Source organism: Candidatus Poseidoniia archaeon, from assembly GCA_030748895.1.
Classification (GTDB): domain Archaea; phylum Thermoplasmatota; class Poseidoniia; order MGIII; family CG-Epi1; genus UBA8886.
In genome coordinates, this window is record JASMLC010000002.1 from 34,145 (window position 1) to 55,732 (window position 21,588).

Annotated in this window: 20 protein-coding genes; 5 read left to right on the plus strand and 15 right to left on the minus strand. The window is 66.3% G+C overall.

What is annotated here, in order from left to right; translation table 11 throughout:
• Positions 1 to 14: 14 nt before the first annotated feature.
• Both QGG57_01035 and QGG57_01040 read left to right on the plus strand, forming a co-directional pair.
• Positions 15 to 782, plus strand: coding sequence for a hypothetical protein (locus QGG57_01035; protein ID MDP7006766.1), 768 nt, complete (start codon positions 15 to 17; stop codon positions 780 to 782).
• The gene (locus QGG57_01040) at positions 779 to 2,260 is read left to right on the plus strand and encodes a replication factor C large subunit (protein ID MDP7006767.1); all 1,482 of its coding nucleotides are present in this window, start codon (positions 779 to 781) and stop codon (positions 2,258 to 2,260) included. The genes QGG57_01035 and QGG57_01040 overlap by 4 nt, the downstream gene beginning before the upstream one ends.
• Here QGG57_01040 and dinB read toward each other — a convergent pair.
• On the minus strand, positions 2,257 to 3,309 hold the full coding sequence (gene dinB / locus QGG57_01045; GenBank protein MDP7006768.1) for a DNA polymerase IV: 1,053 nt from the start codon (positions 3,307 to 3,309) through the stop codon (positions 2,257 to 2,259). The genes QGG57_01040 and dinB overlap by 4 nt on opposite strands.
• A 55-nt stretch (positions 3,310 to 3,364) precedes the next feature.
• Here dinB and QGG57_01050 point away from each other — a divergent pair, with 55 nt between their 5' ends.
• Positions 3,365 to 4,663 (plus strand): tryptophan--tRNA ligase, encoded by a 1,299-nt coding sequence (locus tag QGG57_01050; GenBank protein ID MDP7006769.1) that lies wholly within the window; start codon positions 3,365 to 3,367, stop codon positions 4,661 to 4,663.
• Between the two features lie 10 nt (positions 4,664 to 4,673).
• Here QGG57_01050 and lipB read toward each other — a convergent pair whose 3' ends face one another.
• The 13 genes from lipB to idi all read right to left on the minus strand — a co-directional run bounded on the left by lipB (position 4,674) and on the right by idi (position 17,705).
• Complete coding sequence (gene lipB, locus QGG57_01055; protein ID MDP7006770.1) at positions 4,674 to 5,348, minus strand: lipoyl(octanoyl) transferase LipB; 675 nt, start codon at positions 5,346 to 5,348, stop codon at positions 4,674 to 4,676.
• On the minus strand, positions 5,345 to 6,757 hold the full coding sequence (lpdA, locus tag QGG57_01060; protein ID MDP7006771.1) for a dihydrolipoyl dehydrogenase: 1,413 nt from the start codon (positions 6,755 to 6,757) through the stop codon (positions 5,345 to 5,347). The genes lipB and lpdA overlap by 4 nt, the downstream gene beginning before the upstream one ends.
• Positions 6,758 to 6,759: 2 nt before the next feature.
• On the minus strand, positions 6,760 to 7,992 hold the full coding sequence (locus QGG57_01065) for a dihydrolipoamide acetyltransferase family protein (protein MDP7006772.1): 1,233 nt from the start codon (positions 7,990 to 7,992) through the stop codon (positions 6,760 to 6,762).
• A gap of 1 nt (position 7,993) precedes the next feature.
• Positions 7,994 to 9,010 carry an alpha-ketoacid dehydrogenase subunit beta gene (locus tag QGG57_01070; protein ID MDP7006773.1) on the minus strand — a complete coding sequence of 339 codons (1,017 nt, stop codon included), beginning with the start codon at positions 9,008 to 9,010 and terminating at the stop codon, positions 7,994 to 7,996.
• On the minus strand, positions 9,011 to 10,237 hold the full coding sequence (locus QGG57_01075) for a thiamine pyrophosphate-dependent enzyme (GenBank protein MDP7006774.1): 1,227 nt from the start codon (positions 10,235 to 10,237) through the stop codon (positions 9,011 to 9,013). It abuts the gene before it with no gap.
• Between the two features lie 358 nt (positions 10,238 to 10,595).
• Positions 10,596 to 11,186: a 2-oxoacid:acceptor oxidoreductase family protein gene (locus tag QGG57_01080; GenBank protein MDP7006775.1), complete on the minus strand. Its 591-nt coding sequence runs from the start codon at positions 11,184 to 11,186 to the stop codon at positions 10,596 to 10,598.
• A gap of 2 nt (positions 11,187 to 11,188) precedes the next feature.
• Complete coding sequence (locus QGG57_01085) at positions 11,189 to 12,118, minus strand: thiamine pyrophosphate-dependent enzyme (protein ID MDP7006776.1); 930 nt, start codon at positions 12,116 to 12,118, stop codon at positions 11,189 to 11,191.
• Between the two features lie 41 nt (positions 12,119 to 12,159).
• Positions 12,160 to 13,296, minus strand: coding sequence for a 3-methyl-2-oxobutanoate dehydrogenase subunit beta (locus QGG57_01090; GenBank protein ID MDP7006777.1), 1,137 nt, complete (start codon positions 13,294 to 13,296; stop codon positions 12,160 to 12,162).
• Positions 13,293 to 13,511, minus strand: a complete 219-nt coding sequence (locus tag QGG57_01095) for a ferredoxin family protein (GenBank protein MDP7006778.1) — start codon at positions 13,509 to 13,511, stop codon at positions 13,293 to 13,295. The genes QGG57_01090 and QGG57_01095 overlap by 4 nt, the downstream gene beginning before the upstream one ends.
• 64 nt (positions 13,512 to 13,575) lie before the next feature.
• On the minus strand, positions 13,576 to 14,547 hold the full coding sequence (gene lipA / locus QGG57_01100; protein MDP7006779.1) for a lipoyl synthase: 972 nt from the start codon (positions 14,545 to 14,547) through the stop codon (positions 13,576 to 13,578).
• A 68-nt stretch (positions 14,548 to 14,615) separates the two neighbouring features.
• Positions 14,616 to 16,028, minus strand: coding sequence for a hypothetical protein (locus QGG57_01105; GenBank protein ID MDP7006780.1), 1,413 nt, complete (start codon positions 16,026 to 16,028; stop codon positions 14,616 to 14,618).
• Between the two features lie 31 nt (positions 16,029 to 16,059).
• Positions 16,060 to 17,043 carry a polyprenyl synthetase family protein gene (locus QGG57_01110; protein MDP7006781.1) on the minus strand — a complete coding sequence of 328 codons (984 nt, stop codon included), beginning with the start codon at positions 17,041 to 17,043 and terminating at the stop codon, positions 16,060 to 16,062.
• On the minus strand, positions 17,034 to 17,705 hold the full coding sequence (idi, locus tag QGG57_01115) for an isopentenyl-diphosphate delta-isomerase (protein ID MDP7006782.1): 672 nt from the start codon (positions 17,703 to 17,705) through the stop codon (positions 17,034 to 17,036). Before idi ends, QGG57_01110 begins: the two co-directional genes overlap by 10 nt.
• Positions 17,706 to 17,781: 76 nt before the next feature.
• Between idi and QGG57_01120 the strand changes: the two genes are divergently transcribed.
• Positions 17,782 to 19,296 carry an aldehyde dehydrogenase family protein gene (locus QGG57_01120; protein MDP7006783.1) on the plus strand — a complete coding sequence of 505 codons (1,515 nt, stop codon included), beginning with the start codon at positions 17,782 to 17,784 and terminating at the stop codon, positions 19,294 to 19,296.
• On the opposite strand, the gene QGG57_01125 is transcribed toward QGG57_01120, so the two are convergent.
• Positions 19,293 to 20,996 (minus strand): hypothetical protein, encoded by a 1,704-nt coding sequence (locus QGG57_01125; protein MDP7006784.1) that lies wholly within the window; start codon positions 20,994 to 20,996, stop codon positions 19,293 to 19,295. The two genes, QGG57_01120 and QGG57_01125, sit on opposite strands and share 4 nt — an antisense overlap.
• 120 nt (positions 20,997 to 21,116) lie before the next feature.
• Between QGG57_01125 and QGG57_01130 the strand changes: the two genes are divergently transcribed.
• Entirely contained in the window at positions 21,117 to 21,569 is a 453-nt protein-coding gene (locus tag QGG57_01130; protein MDP7006785.1) for a DUF4234 domain-containing protein, read from the plus strand.
• Positions 21,570 to 21,588 lie beyond the last annotated feature (19 nt).

Below are 21,588 nucleotides of genomic sequence, written 5' to 3' on the forward strand. Positions count from 1 at the left end.
GCGTTCCGGTCGTGATGGTACGGCTCATCGAGGACCAGCCCGACGCATTCACCTATCGCGCCTTCGGTCGCCGCATCTTCTTCACCGGGCTGCTGGTCGCCGCAACCTACGTCGCCGCCGGGACCATCGTGCTACAGGAATCGGAGGCGATTATGCGCCAGACCGGGATGGATTCAGAGGGTATTGTGGGGCAGATTACCGGTGCGATGGTGTTCGTGATGATAGTCTTCGCGCCGCTCGCGTTGAGCATGTTCCTGCTAATCCGGCTGATTCGCCGCGCCTTCGGCCAGCTGGAAGTCGAGCAGGGGCTGCCGCTGACGATGCTGACCGCTTCGCGGCTGGCATTCATGGCTGCGATTACGGTCGCCTTCGCCCCGCTGGGGCTGGCAATTGACGCTCCCGTGACGGCCATCAATTTCTATCAGGAGCGGTTCATGACCTGGTTTTTCACGCTGGTCGGCATCGGGCTGGCGCTAGTACTGCTGGCGCCAGTGCGGCAGCTGCAGCTGCGCACCGGCCGGCTGCTGTGGGTGCCGGCGCTGGCGGGGGCGTTCGCCGCCGGTTACCTGGTCTGGATGGCGCACTCGCCGGCGTGGGACATCTCGGTCTTCCAGCTCTCGCAGGAGAACCTTGACGCGGTCAAGGAGTTCCGCACCAGCTTCACCTTCACGATGCTCACCTGCGCAGCGGCGATTATGACCTGGAGCTGGACCATATCGCGCAACGCCAGCTCGATTCTGGTGCGCCAGAAAGCGCACTTTTTCACGCAATTGGGCCGATGAGCAACCTGCCCTGGAGTGAGAAGTACCGCCCCGCCACCCTGGCCGACGTCAAGGGCAACCCGCACGCGGTGGCGCAGCTGCGCGCGTGGGGTTCGGCGTGGGCGCGCGGCATCCCCGACCAGCGTGGCGTCATCCTGGCGGGGCCGGCCGGTTGCGGCAAGACCTCGGCCGCGCTGGCGTTAGCGGGTGAAATGGGGTGGGAAGTGGTTGAGCTGAACGCCTCCGACGCGCGGTCGGGGTCGGTCATCGAAGGCATCGCCCTCAGGGCGGGGCTCTTCGCGGGCTTCGCCACCGACGGCACCGCGCCGCGTACCAAGCTGATTCTGCTCGACGAAGCCGATAACCTCTACGAGCGGCCGGAGCAGTCGGCTGGCAAGGTGAAGGACTACAGTGACCGCGGCGGCCGCAAGGCGGTGATGCGCACGCTGCGCGAGACGCGGCAGCCGGTCATCCTGACGGTCAACGACCTCTACGCGCTGACGAAGGGCAGCGGCGGCGCGTTCCGGCGGCTGGCGCAGACCATCAAGTTCCAGCGGCTCTCCGCCGCAACCATCCGCGAAGTGCTGAACGCAGTCGCCGCCGCCGAAAACATCGAAATCGAGCCGGCGGTGGTCCAGCGGCTCGCCGCCAACGCGAGCGGCGACCTTCGCGGCGCGCTCAACGACTTGCAATCTTTGGCCGAGGGCGGGCTGACGGTCGACGACGAGCAGGTCGATGCGCTGGGCGTCCGCGATCGCGAGTCGGAGATGTTCGACACGCTGCGCGCCATCTTCGAAGGCGACGACTACGACGGCCCCCGCAAGGCGATTTTCGACCTGCATGAGCCGCCCGGCGAAGTCGCGACGTGGGTCAGCGACAACCTGCCGCTGATGTACCGCCAGCCGAACGACCTCGAGCGCGCCTACCGCCGCGTCGCGCACGCCGACCTGCTGCTGGCGCGCACCCGTCGCCAGCAGAACTACGGCCTGTGGGGCTACGCCAGCGAGCTGCTGAGCAGCGGCGTCGCGCTCTCGCGCCGCCATCCCCCGTCGGGCGCGCGGCTGCAGTTCCCGTCGTGGATTCGCAAGATGGGCGCCTCGCGCGGCAGGCGGGCAGCACGCGACTCGCTCGCCGCCAAGATAGGCGCGGCGGCGCACATGTCCAAGCGGCAGGCGAAGCTGGAGCAGCTCGCCGTCGTGGCGGCGAGCTGCCACGGCGACGCCGAAAAAGCGGCGCGCATCGCCGGCAAGCTGGAGCTGACCGAAGGCGAACTGGCGCAGCTGCTCGGCACGACTCCCAAAGACCGTAAGCTGAAAGCCATAATGGAAGCGTCGCAGCCCTTCCGGCAGGAGCGCGAAGTCATCACGCTCAGGACGCGGCCGCCCGCGGCGAAGCGGACGGCCGCGGCCGCCACCGACGGCAGCGACGACGAAGCGGCGGAGCCGGCGCAGCCCGACGTGGCGGCCGATAAGGCGCAGAAGAGTTTGTTTGACTTCTAAAACTCCCCCAGCCGCGTCTGCGCGCGCGTCCCGAGCCGGCTGACGCCGACGCCGAGCAGCCGCACCGGCTGCTCCGCCGCCCAGTTGCGGTCGAGCAGCGCGGTCGCGGCGCGCAGGATGTCGTTGGCGGCGGCGATTTCGCCGGGGAGCGTGCGCTGGCGGGTGATGGTCGTGAAGTCGGCCCAGCGCAGCTTCAGCGTCACCGTGCGCCCGGTGCGCCCGGAGCTGGCGAGCTCGCCGGCGACCTGCTCGCAGAGCGTGGCGAGCGCCGCCAGCAGCGGCTCGCGCTCTTCGACGTCTTGCGCGAAGGTGCGCTCGGTCGAGATTTGCTTGCGCTCCCACGGGCTGGGGTCAACCGGCCGCGTGTCGCTGCCGCGCGCCAGTTCGTGCAGCACCGCGCCGTAGCTGCCGAAGGCGGGGAGCAGTGATTGCACGTCCGCTTCGGCCAGCTCCCCGCAGGTCTCGATGCCCAGCTCGGCCAGCGCGGCGCCGGTTTTCGGGCCGACGCCGTAAAGTCGCCTGACGGGGAGCGGCGCGAGAAACTGCGCCTCGCCGCCGGGCGGCACGATGGTGCAGCCTTCGGGCTTTTCGAAGTCGCTCGCGACCTTGGCGACCAGCTTGCATGTCGCGAGCCCAACCGACGCCGGCAGCTTGGTTTCGCTCGAAACGTACTTACGGAGCCGCGGCGCCAGTTTTTCTGGCGCCGCGGCCTCACCCAGGTCGACGAACGCCTCGTCGACCGATAGCGGCTCGAGCGGGCCGAACTCGGCCAGCCGCCGCATCACCTCGCGCGAGCAGCCCTCGATGCGCTCCCAGTCGGGCGCGGCGAACTTCAGTTCGGGGCAGCGGCGCGCCGCCTGCGTGGCGGGCATCGCTGAGCGGACGCCGTGCTGCCGCGCCTCGTAGCTGGCCGACGCGACGACGCCTCGCGTCCCCGGCTTGCCGCCGATGGCGAGCGGCAGGCCGCGGTCGCCGGGATGGTTGAGCAGGTGAACGTTGACGAAGAAGGCGTCCATGTCGAGATGCAGGATTGCACGCGGCCACTCCATGGCGGGGGATGCGCGGCTGCGCATTACCTTTAACCCCCAGCACGGTCGCCAGCCAATGGAACTGGACCCGTGGGCCAGCGACCGCATCAAGGACTACGCGCGGCTGCGCGACCAGTTCGGGCTCGGGACGCTGGCGCCCGACGCTACGGGGCTGCCGGAAGGGCCGCTCTTCCGCCGCAGTATCGTCTTTGCGCACCGCGGCTGGGAGCTATTCGGCCGCGCGCTGGCTGACGGGAAACCGACGGCGCTGATGACCGGGCTGATGCCTTCGGGGAAGATGCATCTCGGCCACAAGATGCTGCTCGACCAGGTCATCGCCTACCAGCGGCTCGGCAGCGACATCTTCATCGCGGTCGCCGACCTCGAAGCGGCGGCGACGCGCAACATCCCGCTCGACGCGTGTCGCGACTACGCCGTCGCGGAATACCTGCGCCACTACGTCGCGCTCGGCCTCGAGCCGTGCCAGTTCTACTACCAGTCGGAGCGGTTGCAGGTGCTGCGACTGGCGCACCAGCTTTCGCACCGCGTCAACTGGTCGAAACTGGAAGCGTTTTACGGCTTCAGCGGCACGACCAGCCTCGCGCACGCCAACGCGCCGCTGGTGCAGGCGGGCGACATCCTCCATCCGCAACTGCCGGAATTCGGCGGCCCGCGGCCGACGCTGGTGCCGGTCGGGGTCGACCAGGACCCACACCTGCGGCTAACGCGCGACCTCGCCGCGGCGGTGCGCAAGGTGCGCTGCCGGCAGGCGAAGGACGGCCGCATCGGCGCCTTCGCGACCGGCGACGACGAAACCGCGAAGCTGCTGAAGGACGCCGGCAAGCTCTGCGCCAGGATCGGCTTCAAAAAGCAGGAGCTGAACGTCGATTACGGCGCGCTCTACCTCGACGATGCCGGCGAAGCCGACGTGGCGCACATCGACGCCGCGCTGGCGTTCGTCGACGCCTCGCACGGCGGTTTCGGGTTCATGGCACCCTCGAGCACCTACCACCGGCTGATGCTCGGCCTCACCGGCGGCAAGATGGCGTCGTCCGAGCCGGACAGCGCTATCTTCCTCGCTGACTCGCCCGGCAACGCGCAACGCAAGGTGAAGCGGGCGCAGACCACCGGCGGCGCGACGGTCGAAGAGCATCGGAAAACGGGCGGCCGCCCGCTAGAATGCCCGGTATTCGAGCTATATGCTTACCATCTGATGGATGATGACGCGAAACTGAAGGAGATCCACGACGGCTGCGCCGACGGCAGCTGGTTCTGCGGCGAGTGCAAGACGCTCGCGGGTGACCTGCTGGGCGGCTTTCTCGAAGGCCACCAGTCGCGGCTGGTAGAAGCCGATACGGAACCGTTCACAGTTTAAATATAGATCGTTAGAAATCCCAGCCGCGCTCCCCCGCCAGTTCGCGCCCCAGTACCGCAGGCATCTGCGCCAGCAGCGCCGCCTCCATCGCGGCCAGCGGGATGTCGTGGCCGAGCGCTGCCAGCGAAGTGTGCCGGCCCACCGGCAGGCCGCAGCCGGCGACCGCTTGCAACCGGTCGCCCGGCGTGGCAAGGTTGATATCAAAACCGTGGCGCGAGACCCACTGGCTGAACTGTAGTCCGATGCTGGCGACCTTGAAGCCGTCGAGCCAGACTCCCATCATGGCTGGATTGCGCCCGGCGGCAATGCCAAATGTCGCAAGTGCCCGCAGAATCCATTCCTCGATGAGCGTGATTACCGTGCGAATCGACTCCTCGCGCCAGCGGAAGACCGGATATCCCACCAGTTGTCCCGGCCCGTGCCAGGTGATGCCGCCGCCGCGGTCCACCTCGCGCGACGCGTAGCCGTCCGGCGCCGCGATGCCGTCCACCTTCGCACGCCGCCCGACGGTGATGACCTCGGGGTGCTCGACGAATATCAGCGTGTCCGGTATCTCCCTCGCAATGCGTTGCGCCTGCAACTTCTGCATCGCCGTGTCGACCGTAGCGTGGCTGCGCTGGCCAGCGCGCAGCAGCGTCACGGGCGCCAGCCGCGCCCGCGTTTCCAGCGCGGCGACCTCACTCATTTGGCGATGTGGATTGCGTGCCCCAGCCCCGCCAGCGCCGCCTCGGCGAACGCCTCGGTCAGCGTGGGGTGGACGTGGATGGTCCCGGCAATGTCCTCCAGCCGCGCACCCATCTCGAGCGCGTGCGCAAATTCCCCGCTCAGCTCCGCAACGTGTGCGCCGACAGCGTGGATTCCGACGATAACGTTGTCGTCGCGCCGGGCGGTGATGCGCACGAAGCCGCCGTCAGCGCCCGCCTGCATTGCCAGTGCGCGTCCGCTGGCGCCGAAGGGGAACTTGCCGACGGTCGTGGCGATGCCGGCCTCCTCCGCCTCGGCGGGCGTCAGCCCGACGCCGACGATTTCGGGTTCGGTGAAGCAGACTGCCGGGATAGCGACCGGGTCGAATTCGCGACGGTGGCCAGCGATGATTTCAGCGACCATTTCGCCCTGCGCCGACGCCTTGTGCGCCAGCATCGGCTCACCGACAAGGTCGCCGATGGCCCAGACGTTGCGCATCGACGTGCGGCACTGCTTGTCAACCTTGACGAACGGGCCGTCCATATCGACCGCCATCTCCTCCAGCCCCCAGCTTTCGGTGCAGGGGCGGCGGCCGACGGTAACCAGCACGCGGTCGCCCTTCGCCTTCTGCGGCTTCCCGTCAGAGTCGGTGAATTCGACCGTCGTCGTCTTGCCGCGCGTCTTTGCCGCCGTCGCCTTCGCACCGAGATGCACCGGCACCTTGTGCTTGCGCAGCCACATCGAAATCGGCCGTAGCAGTTCAGCGTCGTAGAGCGGCAGGATGCGGTCCAGCGCCTCAATGAATTCGACTTCGCAACCGAGCTTGCGGTATGCAATCCCCAGCTCAAGGCCGATGTAGCCGGCGCCGATTATCACCAGCTTGCGCGGCAGCTCCGCCAGTTCGAGCGCCTCCGTGGAAGAGATAATATTGCCGCCGAACGGCATGAAGGGCAGCTCGGTCGCCCGGGAGCCCGTGGCCAGGATAACATGCTCCGCTGTTATTTCCACGCTGCCTTCTGACGTTTCTACATCACAAGTTTTTCCGTCGCGGAAAGTTGCCCATCCCCTCACTAGTTCGACGCCCGCTTTCTTCAGCAGTCCTTCGACGCCGCTGTTGAGCTTATCGACTATCGATTCCTTCCACGCCACTAGCTGCCCCATGTTCAGCAGCGGGCCGTCGGGGAGCGAAATCCCCATCTCGCCCGCGCCGGCGTGCGCGCCCAGCTCCTCGAAGCGGCTCGCAGCGTGGATTACCGCCTTCGACGGGATGCAGCCGCGAATCAGGCAGGTGCCGCCGGCGCGGTCGCCCTCGACAACAATTGTGTCGAGCCCGAGCTGCCCGGCGCGGATGGCGGCGACATAGCCTCCCGGTCCGGCGCCGACTACCAGCACCTTGCATTTGCGTTCCATGATTAGATAAAAATGGTCGCCGGATGTTCCAGCATCTGTTTCAGCGTCTGCATCATCCGGGCGCCGTCATAGCCGTCGACGACGCGGTGGTCGAACGACCCCGAGAGATTCATCATGCGCCGCACGACGATGTTGCCGTCGCGCACGACCGCTCGCTCCTCGGCCTTGTGGACGCCGATAATCGCTACCTCGGGGTGGTTGATAATTGGCGTCGCACCCAGCCCGCCAAGTGCACCCAGGCTGGTAATCGTAATCGTCGAGCCCGAAAGTTCCTCGGATGTGGCAGTCTTGTCGCGCGCCGCCTGCGAGACGCGCCGCATTTCATTGGCGCAGTCCCAGACGTCGCGTGCCTCGGCGTGCCGCACCACCGGCACCATCAGCCCGCCGTCGGTCTGCGTCGCGATGCCGGCGTGTACCGCCTCGTGCTGGACGACAGTATTTCGTTCCTCTTCATAGAGTGCATTGCACTCTGGGTGTTGCTGCAGTGTCCTGACCAGTGCTTGCATCAGGAACGGCAGGTAGGTCAGCTTGGGCATATCTCCACTACGCTTCGCGTTGAGGTGCTGTCGCAGCGACTCCAGTTCAGTAATGTCCACTTCTTCCAGATAGCTGAAGTGCGGGATGCGCGACTTCGACGCGGCCATTTTGGCGGCAATCTTGCGCCGCAGCCCGATAACCGGGATTTCGGTCGTGCCGGTCCGCTTCTGTCCGCGCTGGCCCCCCATCAGGCGACCTCCCGATTGCAGGAACGCGTCCAGGTCGTTGTGCGAGATTCGCCCCGCCGGCCCGCTGCCGGGCACTCCCGCCAGCTCGACGCCCGCCTCGCGCGCCCTCCGCCGCACCGCGGGCGACGCGAGCGGCCGCTTGCCCGTCGCGGTCGGTGCGGCCGCGGGCGCTGCCGGTGCCGGAACGGGAGCCGGCGTGTCGGCTGGCGCGGGTTCAGGGGCCGGCTCGGGCTCCGGTTCAGGCTTCGGCTCGGCTTCCTCGCCCTTGCCCTCGACGTCGAACACAATCAGCTCGGCGCCGACCGGGACCATGTCGCCCGGCTTGCCGGTCGTCGAGAGCACCTTGCCGCTGACGGGCGACGGAATCGCGACGGTCGCCTTGTCGGTCATCAAATCCACCAGCGGCTGGTCCTCGGCGACCGTCTCGCCCTTCCTGACTTTCCAGTCGACAATCTCGCCTTCGACGATGCCTTCGCCGACATCCGGCAGCTTGAAAACGTATTTACCCATTTCAGTTATTCTCCATCGTCCGCGCAATCGCTTCCATCACTCGCTCCTGGCTGGGGAAGTACTCCCATTCCAGCGTGTGGGGAAAAGGAGTGTCCCACCCCGTGACGCGCTCTACCGGCGCCTCAAGGTGCCAGAAACACTCCTCCATCAGCAGCGCCGCCAGCTCGCCCCCGTAGCCGCTCGTCCGCGGCGCCTCGTGGACGATGACGCAGCGGCCGGTCTTCTGGACGCTGCCGACAATCGCCTCCAGGTCGAGCGGCAGCAGCGAGCGCAGGTCGATGACCTCGCAGCTCGCCGGGGAGCGTACAGCGGCCGCCTGCGCGACATGCACCATTGTGCCCCACGCCAGTAGCGTCACGTCGCTGCCCTCGGCGACGACGTTCGCCTCGCCTAGCGGGATGCGGTAGTGCTCCTCGGGGACTTCGCCTTCCGGGTGGGAGTCCCACTTCTTGGCGGCGGCAGTGTGGTCGCCGTCGAACGGCCCGTTGTAGAGCCGCTTCGGCTCGAAGAAAATAACCGGGTCGTCGTCCTCGACCGCTGTCGTCAGTAGTCCCTTGGCGTCGTAGGGATTCGACACGACGACCACCTTCAGCCCCGGTGTATGGGTGAAGTAGACCTCGGGGCTCTGCGAGTGGTAGTGGCCGCCGCGGATGCCGCCCCCGCACGGCGTGCGGATGGTGACCGGCGCCCAGTATTCGCCGCCCGAGCGGTAGCGCAGCTTCGCCAGCTCGTTGGTAATCTGGTCGAAGGCGGGGAAGATGTAGTCGGAAAACTGGATTTCCGCGACGGGGCGCAGCCCGTTGATGCCCATGCCGATGGCGATGGACGCGATGCCGCCCTCGGAGAGCGGGGTGTCGAAGACGCGGTGCAGTCCGTGCTTAGCCTGAAGGCCGTCGGTGCAGCGGAAGACGCCGCCGAAGTAGCCGACGTCCTCGCCGAAAATCACGATTTTCTCATCGCGCTCGAGCAACGTGTCGAGTGCGCTGTTAACCGCCTGGACCATATTCATCTGCGCCATTCAGACCCCCAGCTGCTGCCGCTGCTTGCGCAGGTGCGGCAGTTCTTTTTTATAGACATCTTCGAAAAGCGTGCTCGCCGGCGGACAGGGCCCCGCGTCGAGCGTGCCGTACTCTTCCGCCTTCTTGTAGGACTTGACGACCAGTTCGTCCAGCTCCTTTTCGAGCGCTTTATGGCGCTTATCGTCCCACTCGCCAATGGCCACAAGGTGGGCCTTCAGCCGCTCGACGGGGTCGCCCAGCGGCCACGATTCCCACTCATTTTTCGGCCGGTAGCGCGTCGGGTCGTCGCTGGTCGAGTGCGCCTCGCCGCGGTAGGTCAGGACCTCGATGAAGGTCGCGCCATCGCCGTTCCGCGCGCGCTCGGCAGCCCATTGCGTCACGCCGTAGAGCGCAAGGAAGTCGTTTCCGTCCACTCTTATGGATGGCAAGTCATACGCGATGCCGCGCGCCGCGAAGGTGGCGCCGCCGGTCGAGATATTCATGTGGGTCGAGATGGCCCACTGGTTGTTGACCACGTTCAGGATTACTGGCGCGCGGTAGACTGCGGCGAAGTTGATGGCGTAGTGAAAATCACCCTCGGCGGCGGTGCCGTCGCCCAGCCACGAAATGGCGACGCTATCTTCGCCGCGGTAGGCAAATGCCATCGCGGCGCCGACCGCCTGCGGGAATTGCGTTCCCACCGGACTCGATATGGAGACGAAATTCCCCTCGCGCCAGGAGTAGTGGACCGGCATCTGCCGCCCTTTGGTGTTGTCGCGCCGGTTCGAGATGCAGTGGCACATCATGTCGACCAGGTCGCGGCCGCGCACCAGCTGCAGCCCCGGCTGGCGGTAGCTCGGGAACAGGATGTCGTCGTTGCGCAGCGCCATCCCCTGCGCAATCGCCACGGCCTCCTCGCCCAGGGATTTCATGTAGAACGAGAGCTTGCCGGTGCGCTGGAGCGTCTGCATGCGGTCGTCGTAGATGCGCAGCAGCAGCATGTGTCGCAGCCCGGTGCGGAGCACCCCGGGCTCGAGCCCGGGGTCCCAGTCACCGACCGCGCGGTGCTTGTCGTCGAGCACGCGCACCAGCGAGAACGCCAGCTCGCGCATATCGGCCGCGTCGCCGTCGATCGCTGGCTTCGGCGCTTCGCCCGCCTTGGAAAGCTTGAGCTGGCTGAAGTCGGGCTGCTCGCCCGGCCGCGCCGGCGGTTCCGGCACGTGCAGCGTCTTTTTCTTCCGACTCATCCCATCGCATAGATTGCATTATATAATACAATAAAACAGTATGTCTATCACTCTTCCGAACGGCGTCGCCACAACGCTCGTTTCCATTTTTCGAGTTTAGACTGTAAAGCGCAGTATCCGCTCCAATATCCGTCGTGCGATATACCGCATCACTATCATCAAAAATGTTCATGCCCAGATTCCAGCATGTCCTTCTGTATCTCCTCTTTTGTAGATAATTCCGAATCAAATATTGTTTGGTATAATTCCCAATCAGTTTTATTGGATATTTTACTGAATATCCCGCCCGTCGCCTCGGAGGGTTTTGTTTGGCGCGTCGGGGTTGCAGTGCCGGGTGGGTTTAGGGTTTTCTCGGAGATCAGTCTCCCTGAGCTTTCCGGGCCGCCTCTGCCCCCAGCCGGACGGCCTCCATATTGATGGGGATGGCGGCAGCCTTGGACTTGAAAGCCTGCCTGACGGCCTTCTCAACTTCCGGGCTGCCCGGGTTCTCCCCCCGGAGCACTAGCAATGCCCCGTACGCCACTGCGTTCTGGACGACGGTTGCATCACGCAGGTTTCCCCGTAACTTGGCATACTCGGGGGCGTTCAAGTCCGCAGCGATGTCGGTGAGGGGGATGTTCACAATCCGGATATCATCCCGGGTTGCCTCCCGGACTGCCAGAGAGGAGTTGCGGAGCAGTATTCCGCCCGGCACCAGTACTTCCTCGAAGTCCATCGACGGCTCGTTCATGACGACCAGCAGGTCGGTTGCCTCGGCAATGGGTGAGTCGAGGGGGCGGTCATCGGTGAGGACGTAGCAGCGCACCTTGCCTCCCCGTGTTTCGGGGCCGTATGACGGGGTGTAGGCCACCCGCTTTCCCTGTTGTAGGGCGAGGTATGCGCAGAGGTTGCCAAGTTCCAGGACCCCCTGCCCGCCATGGCCAGCAATAAACATCTCGAAGTGGCCCACCCTCAGCCCTCCTCACGGGGGTGGGTCGCGGGACGCGGGTCAACCGTCTTCCCGGAGACCCCCAGGCGGTCGACGAAGAGCCCTACCGGGAAGGCCGGGAGCATGACTTCGTGGGCGTGGACCTTGCTCTCCAGCACCTTCATTCCCCAGTTGATATTGCAGGTTGAGATGAACTCGACGAAGGCGAAGCCCCCCCGCTCCTGCACCTCGAACGCTTCCCGTACCGCCTTCTCCGCCTTGATTGCCGGCCGGGCGATGAATCCCCGCGCCTCTCCCCGGGGAGTCTCCTGGTCGACTTCCTTGCGCGGAGGGGCTATGGTGATAGAGGCACGCCGGACGTATGCTGCACCTGGCGTCTGGCTGACGAGGGCGCAGGTGTCAACAGGATGGCCGTGCAGGTCGATAGTGCGCCCCTCCGGCGATGTGCTGGTCTTGCTCCCGATGGGGGTGGTTGGTGCTATCTGGCCCCCTGTCATCCCGTAGATTCCGTTGTTGACCATGAATATAGTAATCGCCTCACCGCGGTGGGCTGCCTGGAGGGTTTCGGAGAGCCCGATGGCAGCCGCGTCCCCATCACCCTGGACCATGAAGATGGTGTGGTCAGGTAACAGGCGCTTGATGCCGGTGGCGACCGCTGGGCTGCGGCCGTGAGCAGCCTGTATGGCGTCGATGTCGAGGTAGTCGTAGGCGAGAACGCTGCAACCAACACTGACTATCATGATAGAACGGTCCAGTTCACCCCGCCGGACAATCTCGTTACCGATGGCGCGGGTCAGCGTCCCATGTTCACAACCGGGGCAGTAGTGGGTCTTGAAAGGCTGCACGATGCCCTGGTCCGGGCCGTGCCTCGCTGTGAAGCCGGCTGGTGGCTCCGGGGTCGGGAGTGAACCGGAAGGGTCGTGGGTGAAGCCGGAATAGGCGTAGTCGGCCATCGAGAGGCCACTCGCCAGTCGATTAGTGTGAGGGTCCTGGCTCAGGCGAGCACCTCCTTCACCCTGGCGATAATCTCGTTCTGGGTTGGCATGATTCCTCCCGTACGGTTGACAGCCTCCATCCTCACACCGGGGTTGCTCGCGCGCAGGGCGTACTGAACGTCATGAAACATCTGGCCGTGGCTCAGCTCAACCGTGACGGCGGCCGTGAGCCCGGGGGCGAGGTCCGCCAAGGCCTTGGCCGGGAAGGGGGAGATAGTCGCCGGACGGAGGAGCCCGACAGGGAGACCCTCACCCCGCATTCTAGTGACGGCGGCCCGCGAGATGCGGGCAGTGATGCCATAGGCGACAATCAGGACCTCGGCATCCTCCACTTCGACCTCCTCCCAGAGCGCCTCGCACTTCTCGATACGCTTCCAGCGGTCATGGAGGGTGGCAGAATGGCGGTTGAAAACATCCTCGTCCAGGAACAGGCTGTTAATGACCCGACGCGCCCCATCCTTCCTCTGGTCCCGATGCCCTACAGCCCACTCCGTAGCCTGGAGGTCGAACTCCCAGTGGTCCTCCTCCGGGTTCAGGGTGCCACACCCCTTATTGAGCTGGGAGATAATGTCAAGGTCCGGCTGGACATCTTCCTTGAACTGGCCCGTGAAGGCGTCGAAGACCAGTAGGACCGGCGTGCGATACCGGAAGGCTGTGTCGAAAGCTACGCCAGGGAAGGAGAGAATCTCCTGCACGCTTGCCGGGGCATAGACTGGCAATCGGTATCCACCGTGGCCTCCGCCCCGCGTGACCTGCCAGTAGTCACTCTGTTCAGCCCCCAGGTTGCCAAGTCCGGGGCCGCCGCGGTTGACGTTGCCCACGACGAAAGGGAGCATCATACCCACGCCATAGCTGATGCCCTCCTGCTTGAGGCTGAATCCGGGTGAGGCGGTGAAGGTCATCGCCCGCATCCCGGCACTGGCAGATCCGAGCACCATGTTGATGGCCTCAAGTTCGCTTGATGCCTGCAGGTAGACCTTGTAGTCGGGCCAGCGCCCGGTGTGAATCTCCGCCGCCATGGTCTCGGCGACTTCGGTCGACGGGGTGATGGGATAGCCGAAGTAGGCATTAAGCCCCGCCCTCAGGGCGCCGATGGCGATAGCTTCGTTCCCTTTCATGAAAGCCAGCCCGGTCATGTCGCCAGCTCCCTCTCCCAGACCGCGATGATGGCTGCGTCGGGGCAGACCCTGTAGCATAATCCGCAACCGGTGCAGGTTCCTTCAAGCCCCTCCCATGAGTAGGCCACGGGGTTGTGCCCACCGGGTGTGAGGCGCTCTTTGTCGAGCAGGAGGTTGCCTCGCGGGCAGACCGAGACACAGATGGCACACCCCTTGCAAGTCACCTCGTTCACCTCCACCAGGAATCTCGCTTCGGCGGGAAGCTCCGAGGGACCGGCGATTCCGGACATGACAGCGTCACCGACGGGGCGTTGAATACACTTTGCCTCTGGATGCTGGAGAGTTTCCCTGAGCAGCAGCACTGGGTTGCCCCCCTCCCTCGCCGGCTCCCGCCGCCAGCAGCGATTCGGCGCGGTAAGATGAGCGCACCAGCGGCCCCGACGCAATCGCGCGGAAGCCCAGCTCGCGGGCGGTGCGCGCCAGCGCGTCAAACCGCTCGGGCGTCACAAACTCGCGCACGGGGTGGTAACCCGGCCCCGGCGCGAGGTACTGGCCGAGCGTCAGCAGTTCCACGCCGACGTCGCGCAGTGCGCCGAACGCCGAGAGAAGCTCCGCTTCGGTCTCGCCCAGTCCGAGCATGATGCTCGATTTGGTCGCCAGCTCCGGGCGCAATTCCTTTGCCGTCTCGAGGATGCGCAGCGACTGCGCGAAGCTGGCGCGGGGGTCACGCACCTCCGGCGTCAGCCGCTCGACAGTCTCGACGTTATGCGCGAACACTTGCAGTGGCGCGCCATCAAGTAGTTCTGCCAGCGCCGCTTCGTTTCCCGCCAGATCGCTACAGAGGAGTTCGAGGCCAACATGCGGCGCCAGTGCGTGAACTGCGTCGAGACAGGCGCGGTAGTGGCTCGCTCCCCCGTCGGGGAGGTCGTCACGGTTGACGACCGTTATGACTGTGTAGCTGAGCCCCATGGCGGCAATGGCGTCCGCCAGATACTGTGGCTCATGCGCGTCGGGTGCTTCTGGTGCGCGGAGTGTCTCAACCGCACAGAAACGGCATCCTCGAGTGCACTCCCTGCCGGCGACCATGAAGGTGGCGGTGCCGCGCCCCCAGCATTCGTGGATGTTGGGGCAGTGTGCCTCCTCGCAGACGGTGTGCAGCGCGTTGTCGGCGATTTGGCCGGTGGTCGCGCGGTAGCGCTGTATCGCGTCGCCTGTCGGCAGCTCGACGCGGAACCATTCGGGCAGCCTCGTTCGTGTGCGCGTGGACAAGGGAGCCGGCATCAGTCGTGCGGTTTAATGCTAATGGCCGTGCAACGGCGGTGCGCGGCTTACGGCCGTCAGTGGCGCCACATAGGCAGCGCGGCGTCGTAGCCGGCGAGCGGGACGCCGGTCAGTGCGGCCGCCTCCTGGTCGAGCGCACGCAGGTGGGCCGGCTGCAGGTCGCTGGCGCTGCCGGCGCCCAGTGCGCCCATCGCGTGCGCCAGCTGGTCGCCCAGCTTGCCGAGCTTGTTGAGCGTGACCTTGCCGGTCAGCACCGCCCCCGCGCCGCCGAGCGCCAGCAGCTTGAGCAGGTCGTTCGCGCTCGCCCTGGGCAGTTCGGGCAGCACCGGCAGTCCGCTGCCGCGCGCCGCCGCGAGCGCTGCCTCGTGCGGGACGCTCCCCGGCGCCAGGATGACGCCGTCGGGCGCCGCGCTGCGCAGCGCGCCCATGTCGCCGCTAAGGTCGCCGGCGGGGAGCCGCACCAGCACCGGCACGCGGTTGCACGCGTCCTGTCGCACCAGCTCGACCACCTGCGCCAAGTCGTCGGGCCGCTCCATGTCGAGCCGCCGCGGCAGGCTCCCGGCGCAAAGGTCGATGACCGCCAGGTTGCACTTCTCGAAGCTCGGGGCTTTCGCGCCGACCAGCCACGTCGCCATTTGCGGCGCGTGGTCGCCCTCCCACAGCAATGGAATCGTCAGGTTCAGCGGCTCGCCGGTCCCGGGGCCGAGCACCAGTCCGGGGCTGACGCGGTCAAGCCCGGGGCGGCGCGGCCGCCGCTTCAGCACCGCCGGCACCAGCCGCAGCCGCGACAGCAGCTCCGGCGGCTCCTCCGCATCCGCCTTCAGCGGCGCGGCGACCGCCGCGCCGCTGACGCGCTGGAACTCCAGCCCGTGCGGGTCGATGCCGTGCTCCTGCAGCAGCCGCTGGACCGCCTTGCGCTCGGCGGGCGCGGCGGGCTTTGCTCCCGCCGCAGGCGGCACAAAATTGCCGGCGATGAACAGCTTGCCGCCCGCCATGTAGCGCGCCACGTCGCCGCCGACGTCGCCCGCCACTACGACGGTGCCGCCCTGCATCCCGGCGCCGAGCGCCCCCTCGACGTCGCCCGCGACCAGCAGCTCGCCGTCGAGCATCCCCGCCGCAGCGCCGCCCCGTACCGAGCCCTGCACCACCAGCGTCCCGCCCGCCAGCCCGTGGCCGGCGCCGCTGCCGGCGGAGCCGTTGACGATGATTTCGCCACTGCGCATCGAGTTGCCGGTGAAACGCCCCGCGCCGCCGTTGAGTATCAGCTGCGCGCCGCGGTTCAGCCCGCCAAAGTTGTCGCCGCCGGTGCCGTCGAACGTCGCCGTCTTGCCTTTGGGGAAGCCGACCGCGATGCACGCCAGCGGCTCGAGCCGCTTGGCGGCGACGGTGTCGCTCTCCGCCAGCCGCTCCAGCAGTCGCGAATTGATGTCGCCCGGCGTCGGGTCCCAGACCTCCTCCTCGTCCGCCATCACCACGGCATCTGCGGTGGTATTTAGGTGGTTAGTGTCCCCGCGTGACCATGTATTCGAGCAGCGCCTCGAAGAGCTGCCGCGGCTCGCCTTGCGGGTATTTCGCGAGCGTGTTGCGGACGCCCTGTAAGTAGCTGTTCGCCCGCTCGTGGCACGCCGCCAGCGCGCCGCTGCGCTCCATGATGGCGACCGCCTCCGCCACGTCGGCGTCGCTGCTGTCGCCGTCGTCGAGGATGGCGGCGAGCCGTGCGCGGTCGTCGGGCGCGGCGCGGTCCAGCGCCTCGATGACGAGCAGCGTGCGCTTGCCCTGCCGGATGTCGGAGCCGGACGGCTTGCCCAGGGCTTCCGCCGGGGCGGTCGCGTCGAGGTAATCGTCCCATATCTGGAAGCCGAGGCCGACCTCGATCGCCATCTGTCGCAGCTCCCCCGCCTCGCGCGCCTCGGCGCCACCGAGGCGCGCGCCGCCATACGCGGCGGAGCCGAACAGGATTGACGTTTTGAGCCGCACCATCTCGAGGTACTCGGCCGGCGCGACCGTTTCGCGTTCCTCGAAGTCGAGGTCCATCTGCTGCCCCTCGCCGATTTCCCGCACGGTAATCGCCAGATGGCGCACCAGCTCGGCGCGCAGCGCATCGCTGCAATCGCTGTCGGTCACCATCTCGAACGCGTAGGCGAAGAGTGCGTCGCCCGCGTTAATCGCCGCCGCGACGCCGAACTCGGCGTGCGCCGATGCGACGCCGTGCCGCAGTTCGTCCTCGTCCATCACGTCGTCGTGGACCAGCGTAAAGTTGTGGACCGCCTCGAGCGCGGCGGCGTACGGCACCGCTTTCGCCGATTCGCCGCCGACCAGCTCGCACGCCAGCAGCGCCATCACCGGCCGCAGCCGCTTGCCGCCCGCGAGCGGGATGTGCGCCATCGCGCGGTAGAGCTTCTCGGGCTCGCGCACGCGCAGGTATTCGCGCAGCGCCGCCTCGACCGGCGCCGCCCGCGCAGCGAGCGCCGCCTTCAGTTCCATGCCACCTCGCCCATGTTGTGGATTTCGCCGTCGGCCATCCCCGCCAGGCCATCAAGGTCGGCCCACCACGCCGGCAGCAGCCGCTCGGCAATCAGTCGGAACCACGGGCCGATGGCTTCGCTGTCGAGCAGTTCGCGCAGCTCGGCCTCGGTCACCCAGCGCGCCTCGGCAATCTCGTTGGGGTTCGGCCGCGCCGTGACATCGGCGCGCAGGCAGATGACGTGGTCCAGCTCGTGCTCGACCCACTCCGCGTCGGCGCGGGCGCGGTAGAGCATGCGGGTCATGAAGACCATCCGCTCGAGCGGCGCTTCGGCCGGCGGAACGCCCAGCTCCTGCTCCAGCTTGCGCTGCGCGGCGCGCTTGACGCCCAGCGCGTCGCGCTCCTCGAGCTCCGCCTCGCGGTGCAATGGGTGGCTGCAGCAGCTGTTGGCCCAGACGCCGGGAAAGGTGATTTTCCCCGGCGACCGCTGCTGGAGCAGCAGACGCTCGCGCGAGTCGAAAATCAGCAGGCTGAAGGCGCGGTGCAGCTGCCCCGAACCGTGGTGGCACTCGACCTTGCTCGCGCTGCCGATAACGCTGTCGCGCTCGTCGACGAGGATGCACTCCTCGGCCATCAGCGCGACCTGTTCTGCGTCGTGCCCCGCGAGCGGCTCCGCCTCCATACTGGCCGGCAGGTGGCGCCGCTATAAAGGCAGTCGGCGGCCCAACCGCTATAATGCAGTCGCGAATGCGCCGCGCATGGGCAGGCTCGACTTCCTCGCCGACCTCGGCCTCGAGGCCGAGAACGCGGGCGGCTACGCTACCGAATGGTGCGGCGCCGGCGCGCTGCTCGAGTCGGTCGCGCCGGCCGACGAGTCGCTCATCGCCTCCGTGCGACAGTGCGACGCGGGCGACTACGAGACCATCATGGCCAACGCTGCCCGCGCCTTCGCCTGCTGGCGGCTCGAACCAGCGCCAGCCCGGGGCGAAGTGGTGCGGCAGCTGGGCAACGAGCTGCGGAAGTACAAGGTGGCGCTCGGCAAGCTGATTGCGTGGGAGATGGGCAAAATCCAGGCCGAAGGCGAAGGCGAAGTGCAGGAGATGATTGACATCGCCGATTTTGCGGTCGGCCTCAGCCGGCAGCTCTACGGCAAGACCATGCACTCCGAACGGCCGCGCCACCGCATGTATGAGCAGTGGCATCCGCTCGGCATTGTCGGCGTCATAACGGCGTTCAACTTCCCCGGCGCGGTCTGGGCCTGGAACGCGATGATTGCCGCCGTCTGTGGCGACGTGATGGTCTGGAAACCATCCTCAAAGACGCCGCTCACCTCCATCGCCATCCAGCACATCGTCAACCGCGTCCTCGAGCCGCTCGGCTGGAACGGCGTCATGTCGCTGCTGGTTGGCTCGAGCCGCGACGTCGGCGAACTGCTGATTCACGACCGACGTGCGCCGCTGATTTCGGCTACCGGCTCCTGCCACATGGGACGCAAGGTGGGCGGCGCGGTCGCGCAGCGGCTCGGCCGCTCGCTGCTCGAGCTGGGGGGCAACAACGGCATCATCGCGCTCGCGGACGCCGACCCGGAGCTGCTGCTGCGCGGCGTCCTGTTCGGCGCGGTCGGCACCGCCGGCCAGCGCTGCACCAGCACGCGACGCCTCTTCCTGCACCGCGACATCGCCGGCGACATCACCGAGCGGCTGGTCAGGGCCTACGGACAGGTGGACATCGGCGACCCGCTCGACCCCGCGACGCTGATGGGGCCGCTGGTCGACGGCGGCGCGGTCGAGACCTACCGCGCCGCGCTGGAGACCATCCGCGAGCAGGGCGGCGAAATCCTGTGCGGCGGCAACGTGTTCGACCGCCCCGGCTGCTACGTCGAGCCGACGATTGTGCGCGCGACGCCCGACATGGAAATCGTGCGCGACGAGACCTTCGCGCCCATTCTCTACCTGTTCGAGTTCGACGAACTCGACGAAGCCCTCACGATGCACAACTCGGTCGACCAGGGGCTCTCGTCGTCGATATTCACCCGCGATATGCAGTCGGTCGAGCGCTTCCTGTCGGCCGCCGGCAGCGATTGCGGCATCGCCAACGTCAACATCGGCACGAGCGGCGCCGAAATCGGCGGCGCGTTCGGCGGCGAGAAGGATACCGGCGGCGGCCGCGAAGCGGGCTCCGACTCGTGGAAGGTCTACATGCGCCGGCAGACCAACACGCTCAACTGGAGCGACGAGCTGCCGCTGGCGCAAGGGATTCAGTTCGGCGACTAAATCGCATAACACTCCGTCAGTGGAATCATGTCAAACAGCTCGACCCAGTTGCGCGGGTCGGTTGAATTGGTCGGGTTCGGGAAGAGTTCCTCGGCGAACTCTCCGCCTTCGTTCCAGATATCCTTGGCGAAGTCGGGCGCCTCGTCGGGGAGCGGCGGAATGCCCGTATTGGGCTCCTCGCTCGATATCATGGCGATGCCCATCGCGACGACCAGCAGGTTCAGCTCGGGAACCTTCCACGCCTCGCCGATGTAGCGCGACTCGGCGCCCTCCGTGAAGTTGTAGGCGATGTCGCCGACGCCTTCGCGCCACGCGGCGGCGGTGCCGTTGTAGACAATATATTGGGTTTGGTAGCCCTGCGCGGTGGTGCGGCTGCCGTTGAGCACCTGCGCGGTCAGGTTGATGTTCTCCTCCAGCGCCATTTCGTGGAACTGCTTTTCAATCTCGTCCAGCAGGTTCGCTTCCTTCAGGTTGAATGGCATCTTGATGGCCGCCAGCACCAGAAACGCCGGATAGCCGTCCTGCTCGCCCTCCGCGTCCTCGCCGTCGTCCATGTAGAAGCTGATGCGCACGTCGACCAGCCCCAGCCCGAACGACTCCTCCTGCTGGAACGCGCTGACCCAGCCGTTGCCGGAGTCGCCCTGCACCGCGGAGTGCGGCAGCGACGCGCTGGCGCCGTTGTAGAGCGGCGCCAGCGCCAGCGCCGGAATTACCAACAGCAGCCCGATGAAGACCGCTGCGACCGACCGCAGGGCGATGCGCCAGCGCGGTCCCGGCAGGCCCGCCGCCACTTTGCCGGCGAGCGCGACGATGGCTGCGAGTGCGAACAGGAACAGGAACGGCCGCAGGTTCGCTATCCAGAGCGCCCACAGGAAGCCGAGCGCCAGCAGTCCTACGGCACTCCAGCCGCCCACATCGGCGGCGCGCCACTTGCGGCCGAGCGCCCAGAACTCCCAGCGCGCCGGGAGCACCGGCATCCGCAGCTTGCGCAGGCTCCAGTACCAGCCCCGCTCGAGCCAGCCCGGTTTTGGTTGCCGCTCGGCGAGCTGGTTGCGGGTGCGGCGGTTCCACCAGCGCCAGTAGTTGCCAGCGGCGGAGAGCAGCGACAGCAGCACCCAGAAGCCGGGGCTGCCGCCGAAGGTGCCGGCGTACCACGCAATCCAAGCTCCTGCGACCGAGAAGTGGCCCCATCGCCGCGGGCCCGATTCATTTTCGCCCCAGTCGGCCGCCTCCCCGTCGGGGCCGAGCAGCAGCTGCCGCTGCTCGTGCTCCATCTCTGCGTCGGCTATGGCGCGCTCGCCTTCGGGGGTCAGCGCCATCACGGTGTTGAGTCGCAGGTTGTCGACCAGGTCGTCGAGCACCTCCGGCTCGGCGAAGAGCAGCCAGCGGCGTGACGGGGTGCCGACGACCAGTGCCTCGGTGCGGATGTAATACCAGAGCGCAATCAGGAACGGCGACGCGAGCCATCCCAGCCATGGAATCAGGCAGAGCAGCAGCCACGCCGGCGAGAAGCGGGGCCGCAGCCCGCGCGAAAGGTAGTCGATGCGGCTGGTGTCGATATCCCACAATTCGTCGCGCGAGCCGATGAAGAGCCGGCGGCTGGTCAGGAACGCAGACCAGCCGCGGCGGCGGTCAACCTTCAGCGCCGGATATTCCTTCAGGAACTCCTCGCCCGGCAGGAATCGTTCTTGCAGGTCCACGACGCCGGAGAGACACAGAGTTATTTAGGTTCGCAGTCGCGTGCCGCTCTACGCGAGTCGTAAGCTGGGGATCATTGTCAGGGGCTAAACTTAAGTAATCAGTCACTCTGTGAGGCTTCCATGACACCTCCCGTAGCACCCCCGCTACCGCCTCCACAGCAACAGATGGAGCCACCACCAGTGGCATATCAAGCGCCGGGAAGCGTGATGCAGTATGGCACTCCAAGAAAACCTGTGATGGTTATACTTTACAGTATATTAACGCTGGGCATTTATAGCTTATATTGGAATTATCAAATTGCAGAAGAAAACAAGAATGTGGCGGGAGTAGGCCCTGGTGGTTTGGTGCATCTGTTACTGATGTTCATACCTTTCGCAAATATATACAGAGTAATCATGATAACTGCTGAAACCGGGGAAATGCAAGCACTAAATGGCATGCCAAAAACCGTCTCGGGATTAACCTTTTTCTGGATTTTTTTACCATTACTGGGAGGTTTTGTACGGCTCTTTAAGTTACAAAACGCAGTAAACAGTGTATGGTATTTGAAAGGTGCTCCAAAAACATTCTAACACCCTGATAATTTAGCAA

What these genes read in the sequence shown, in the direction of transcription:
- QGG57_01035 (MDP7006766.1), top strand. Translation starts at nt 15, where the DNA reads ATGGTACGGCTCATCGAGGACCAGCCCGACGCATTCACCTATCGCGCC.
- QGG57_01040 (MDP7006767.1), top strand. Translation starts at nt 779, where the DNA reads ATGAGCAACCTGCCCTGGAGTGAGAAGTACCGCCCCGCCACCCTGGCC.
- dinB (MDP7006768.1), bottom strand. Translation starts at nt 3,309, where the DNA reads ATGGAGTGGCCGCGTGCAATCCTGCATCTCGACATGGACGCCTTCTTC.
- QGG57_01050 (MDP7006769.1), top strand. Translation starts at nt 3,365, where the DNA reads ATGGAACTGGACCCGTGGGCCAGCGACCGCATCAAGGACTACGCGCGG.
- lipB (MDP7006770.1), bottom strand. Translation starts at nt 5,348, where the DNA reads ATGAGTGAGGTCGCCGCGCTGGAAACGCGGGCGCGGCTGGCGCCCGTG.
- lpdA (MDP7006771.1), bottom strand. Translation starts at nt 6,757, where the DNA reads ATGGAACGCAAATGCAAGGTGCTGGTAGTCGGCGCCGGACCGGGAGGC.
- QGG57_01065 (MDP7006772.1), bottom strand. Translation starts at nt 7,992, where the DNA reads ATGGGTAAATACGTTTTCAAGCTGCCGGATGTCGGCGAAGGCATCGTC.
- QGG57_01070 (MDP7006773.1), bottom strand. Translation starts at nt 9,010, where the DNA reads ATGGCGCAGATGAATATGGTCCAGGCGGTTAACAGCGCACTCGACACG.
- QGG57_01075 (MDP7006774.1), bottom strand. Translation starts at nt 10,237, where the DNA reads ATGAGTCGGAAGAAAAAGACGCTGCACGTGCCGGAACCGCCGGCGCGG.
- QGG57_01085 (MDP7006776.1), bottom strand. Translation starts at nt 12,118, where the DNA reads ATGGCCGACTACGCCTATTCCGGCTTCACCCACGACCCTTCCGGTTCA.
- QGG57_01090 (MDP7006777.1), bottom strand. Translation starts at nt 13,296, where the DNA reads ATGACCGGGCTGGCTTTCATGAAAGGGAACGAAGCTATCGCCATCGGC.
- QGG57_01105 (MDP7006780.1), bottom strand. Translation starts at nt 16,028, where the DNA reads ATGGCGGACGAGGAGGAGGTCTGGGACCCGACGCCGGGCGACATCAAT.
- QGG57_01110 (MDP7006781.1), bottom strand. Translation starts at nt 17,043, where the DNA reads ATGGAACTGAAGGCGGCGCTCGCTGCGCGGGCGGCGCCGGTCGAGGCG.
- idi (MDP7006782.1), bottom strand. Translation starts at nt 17,705, where the DNA reads ATGGAGGCGGAGCCGCTCGCGGGGCACGACGCAGAACAGGTCGCGCTG.
- QGG57_01120 (MDP7006783.1), top strand. Translation starts at nt 17,782, where the DNA reads ATGGGCAGGCTCGACTTCCTCGCCGACCTCGGCCTCGAGGCCGAGAAC.
- QGG57_01130 (MDP7006785.1), top strand. Translation starts at nt 21,117, where the DNA reads ATGACACCTCCCGTAGCACCCCCGCTACCGCCTCCACAGCAACAGATG.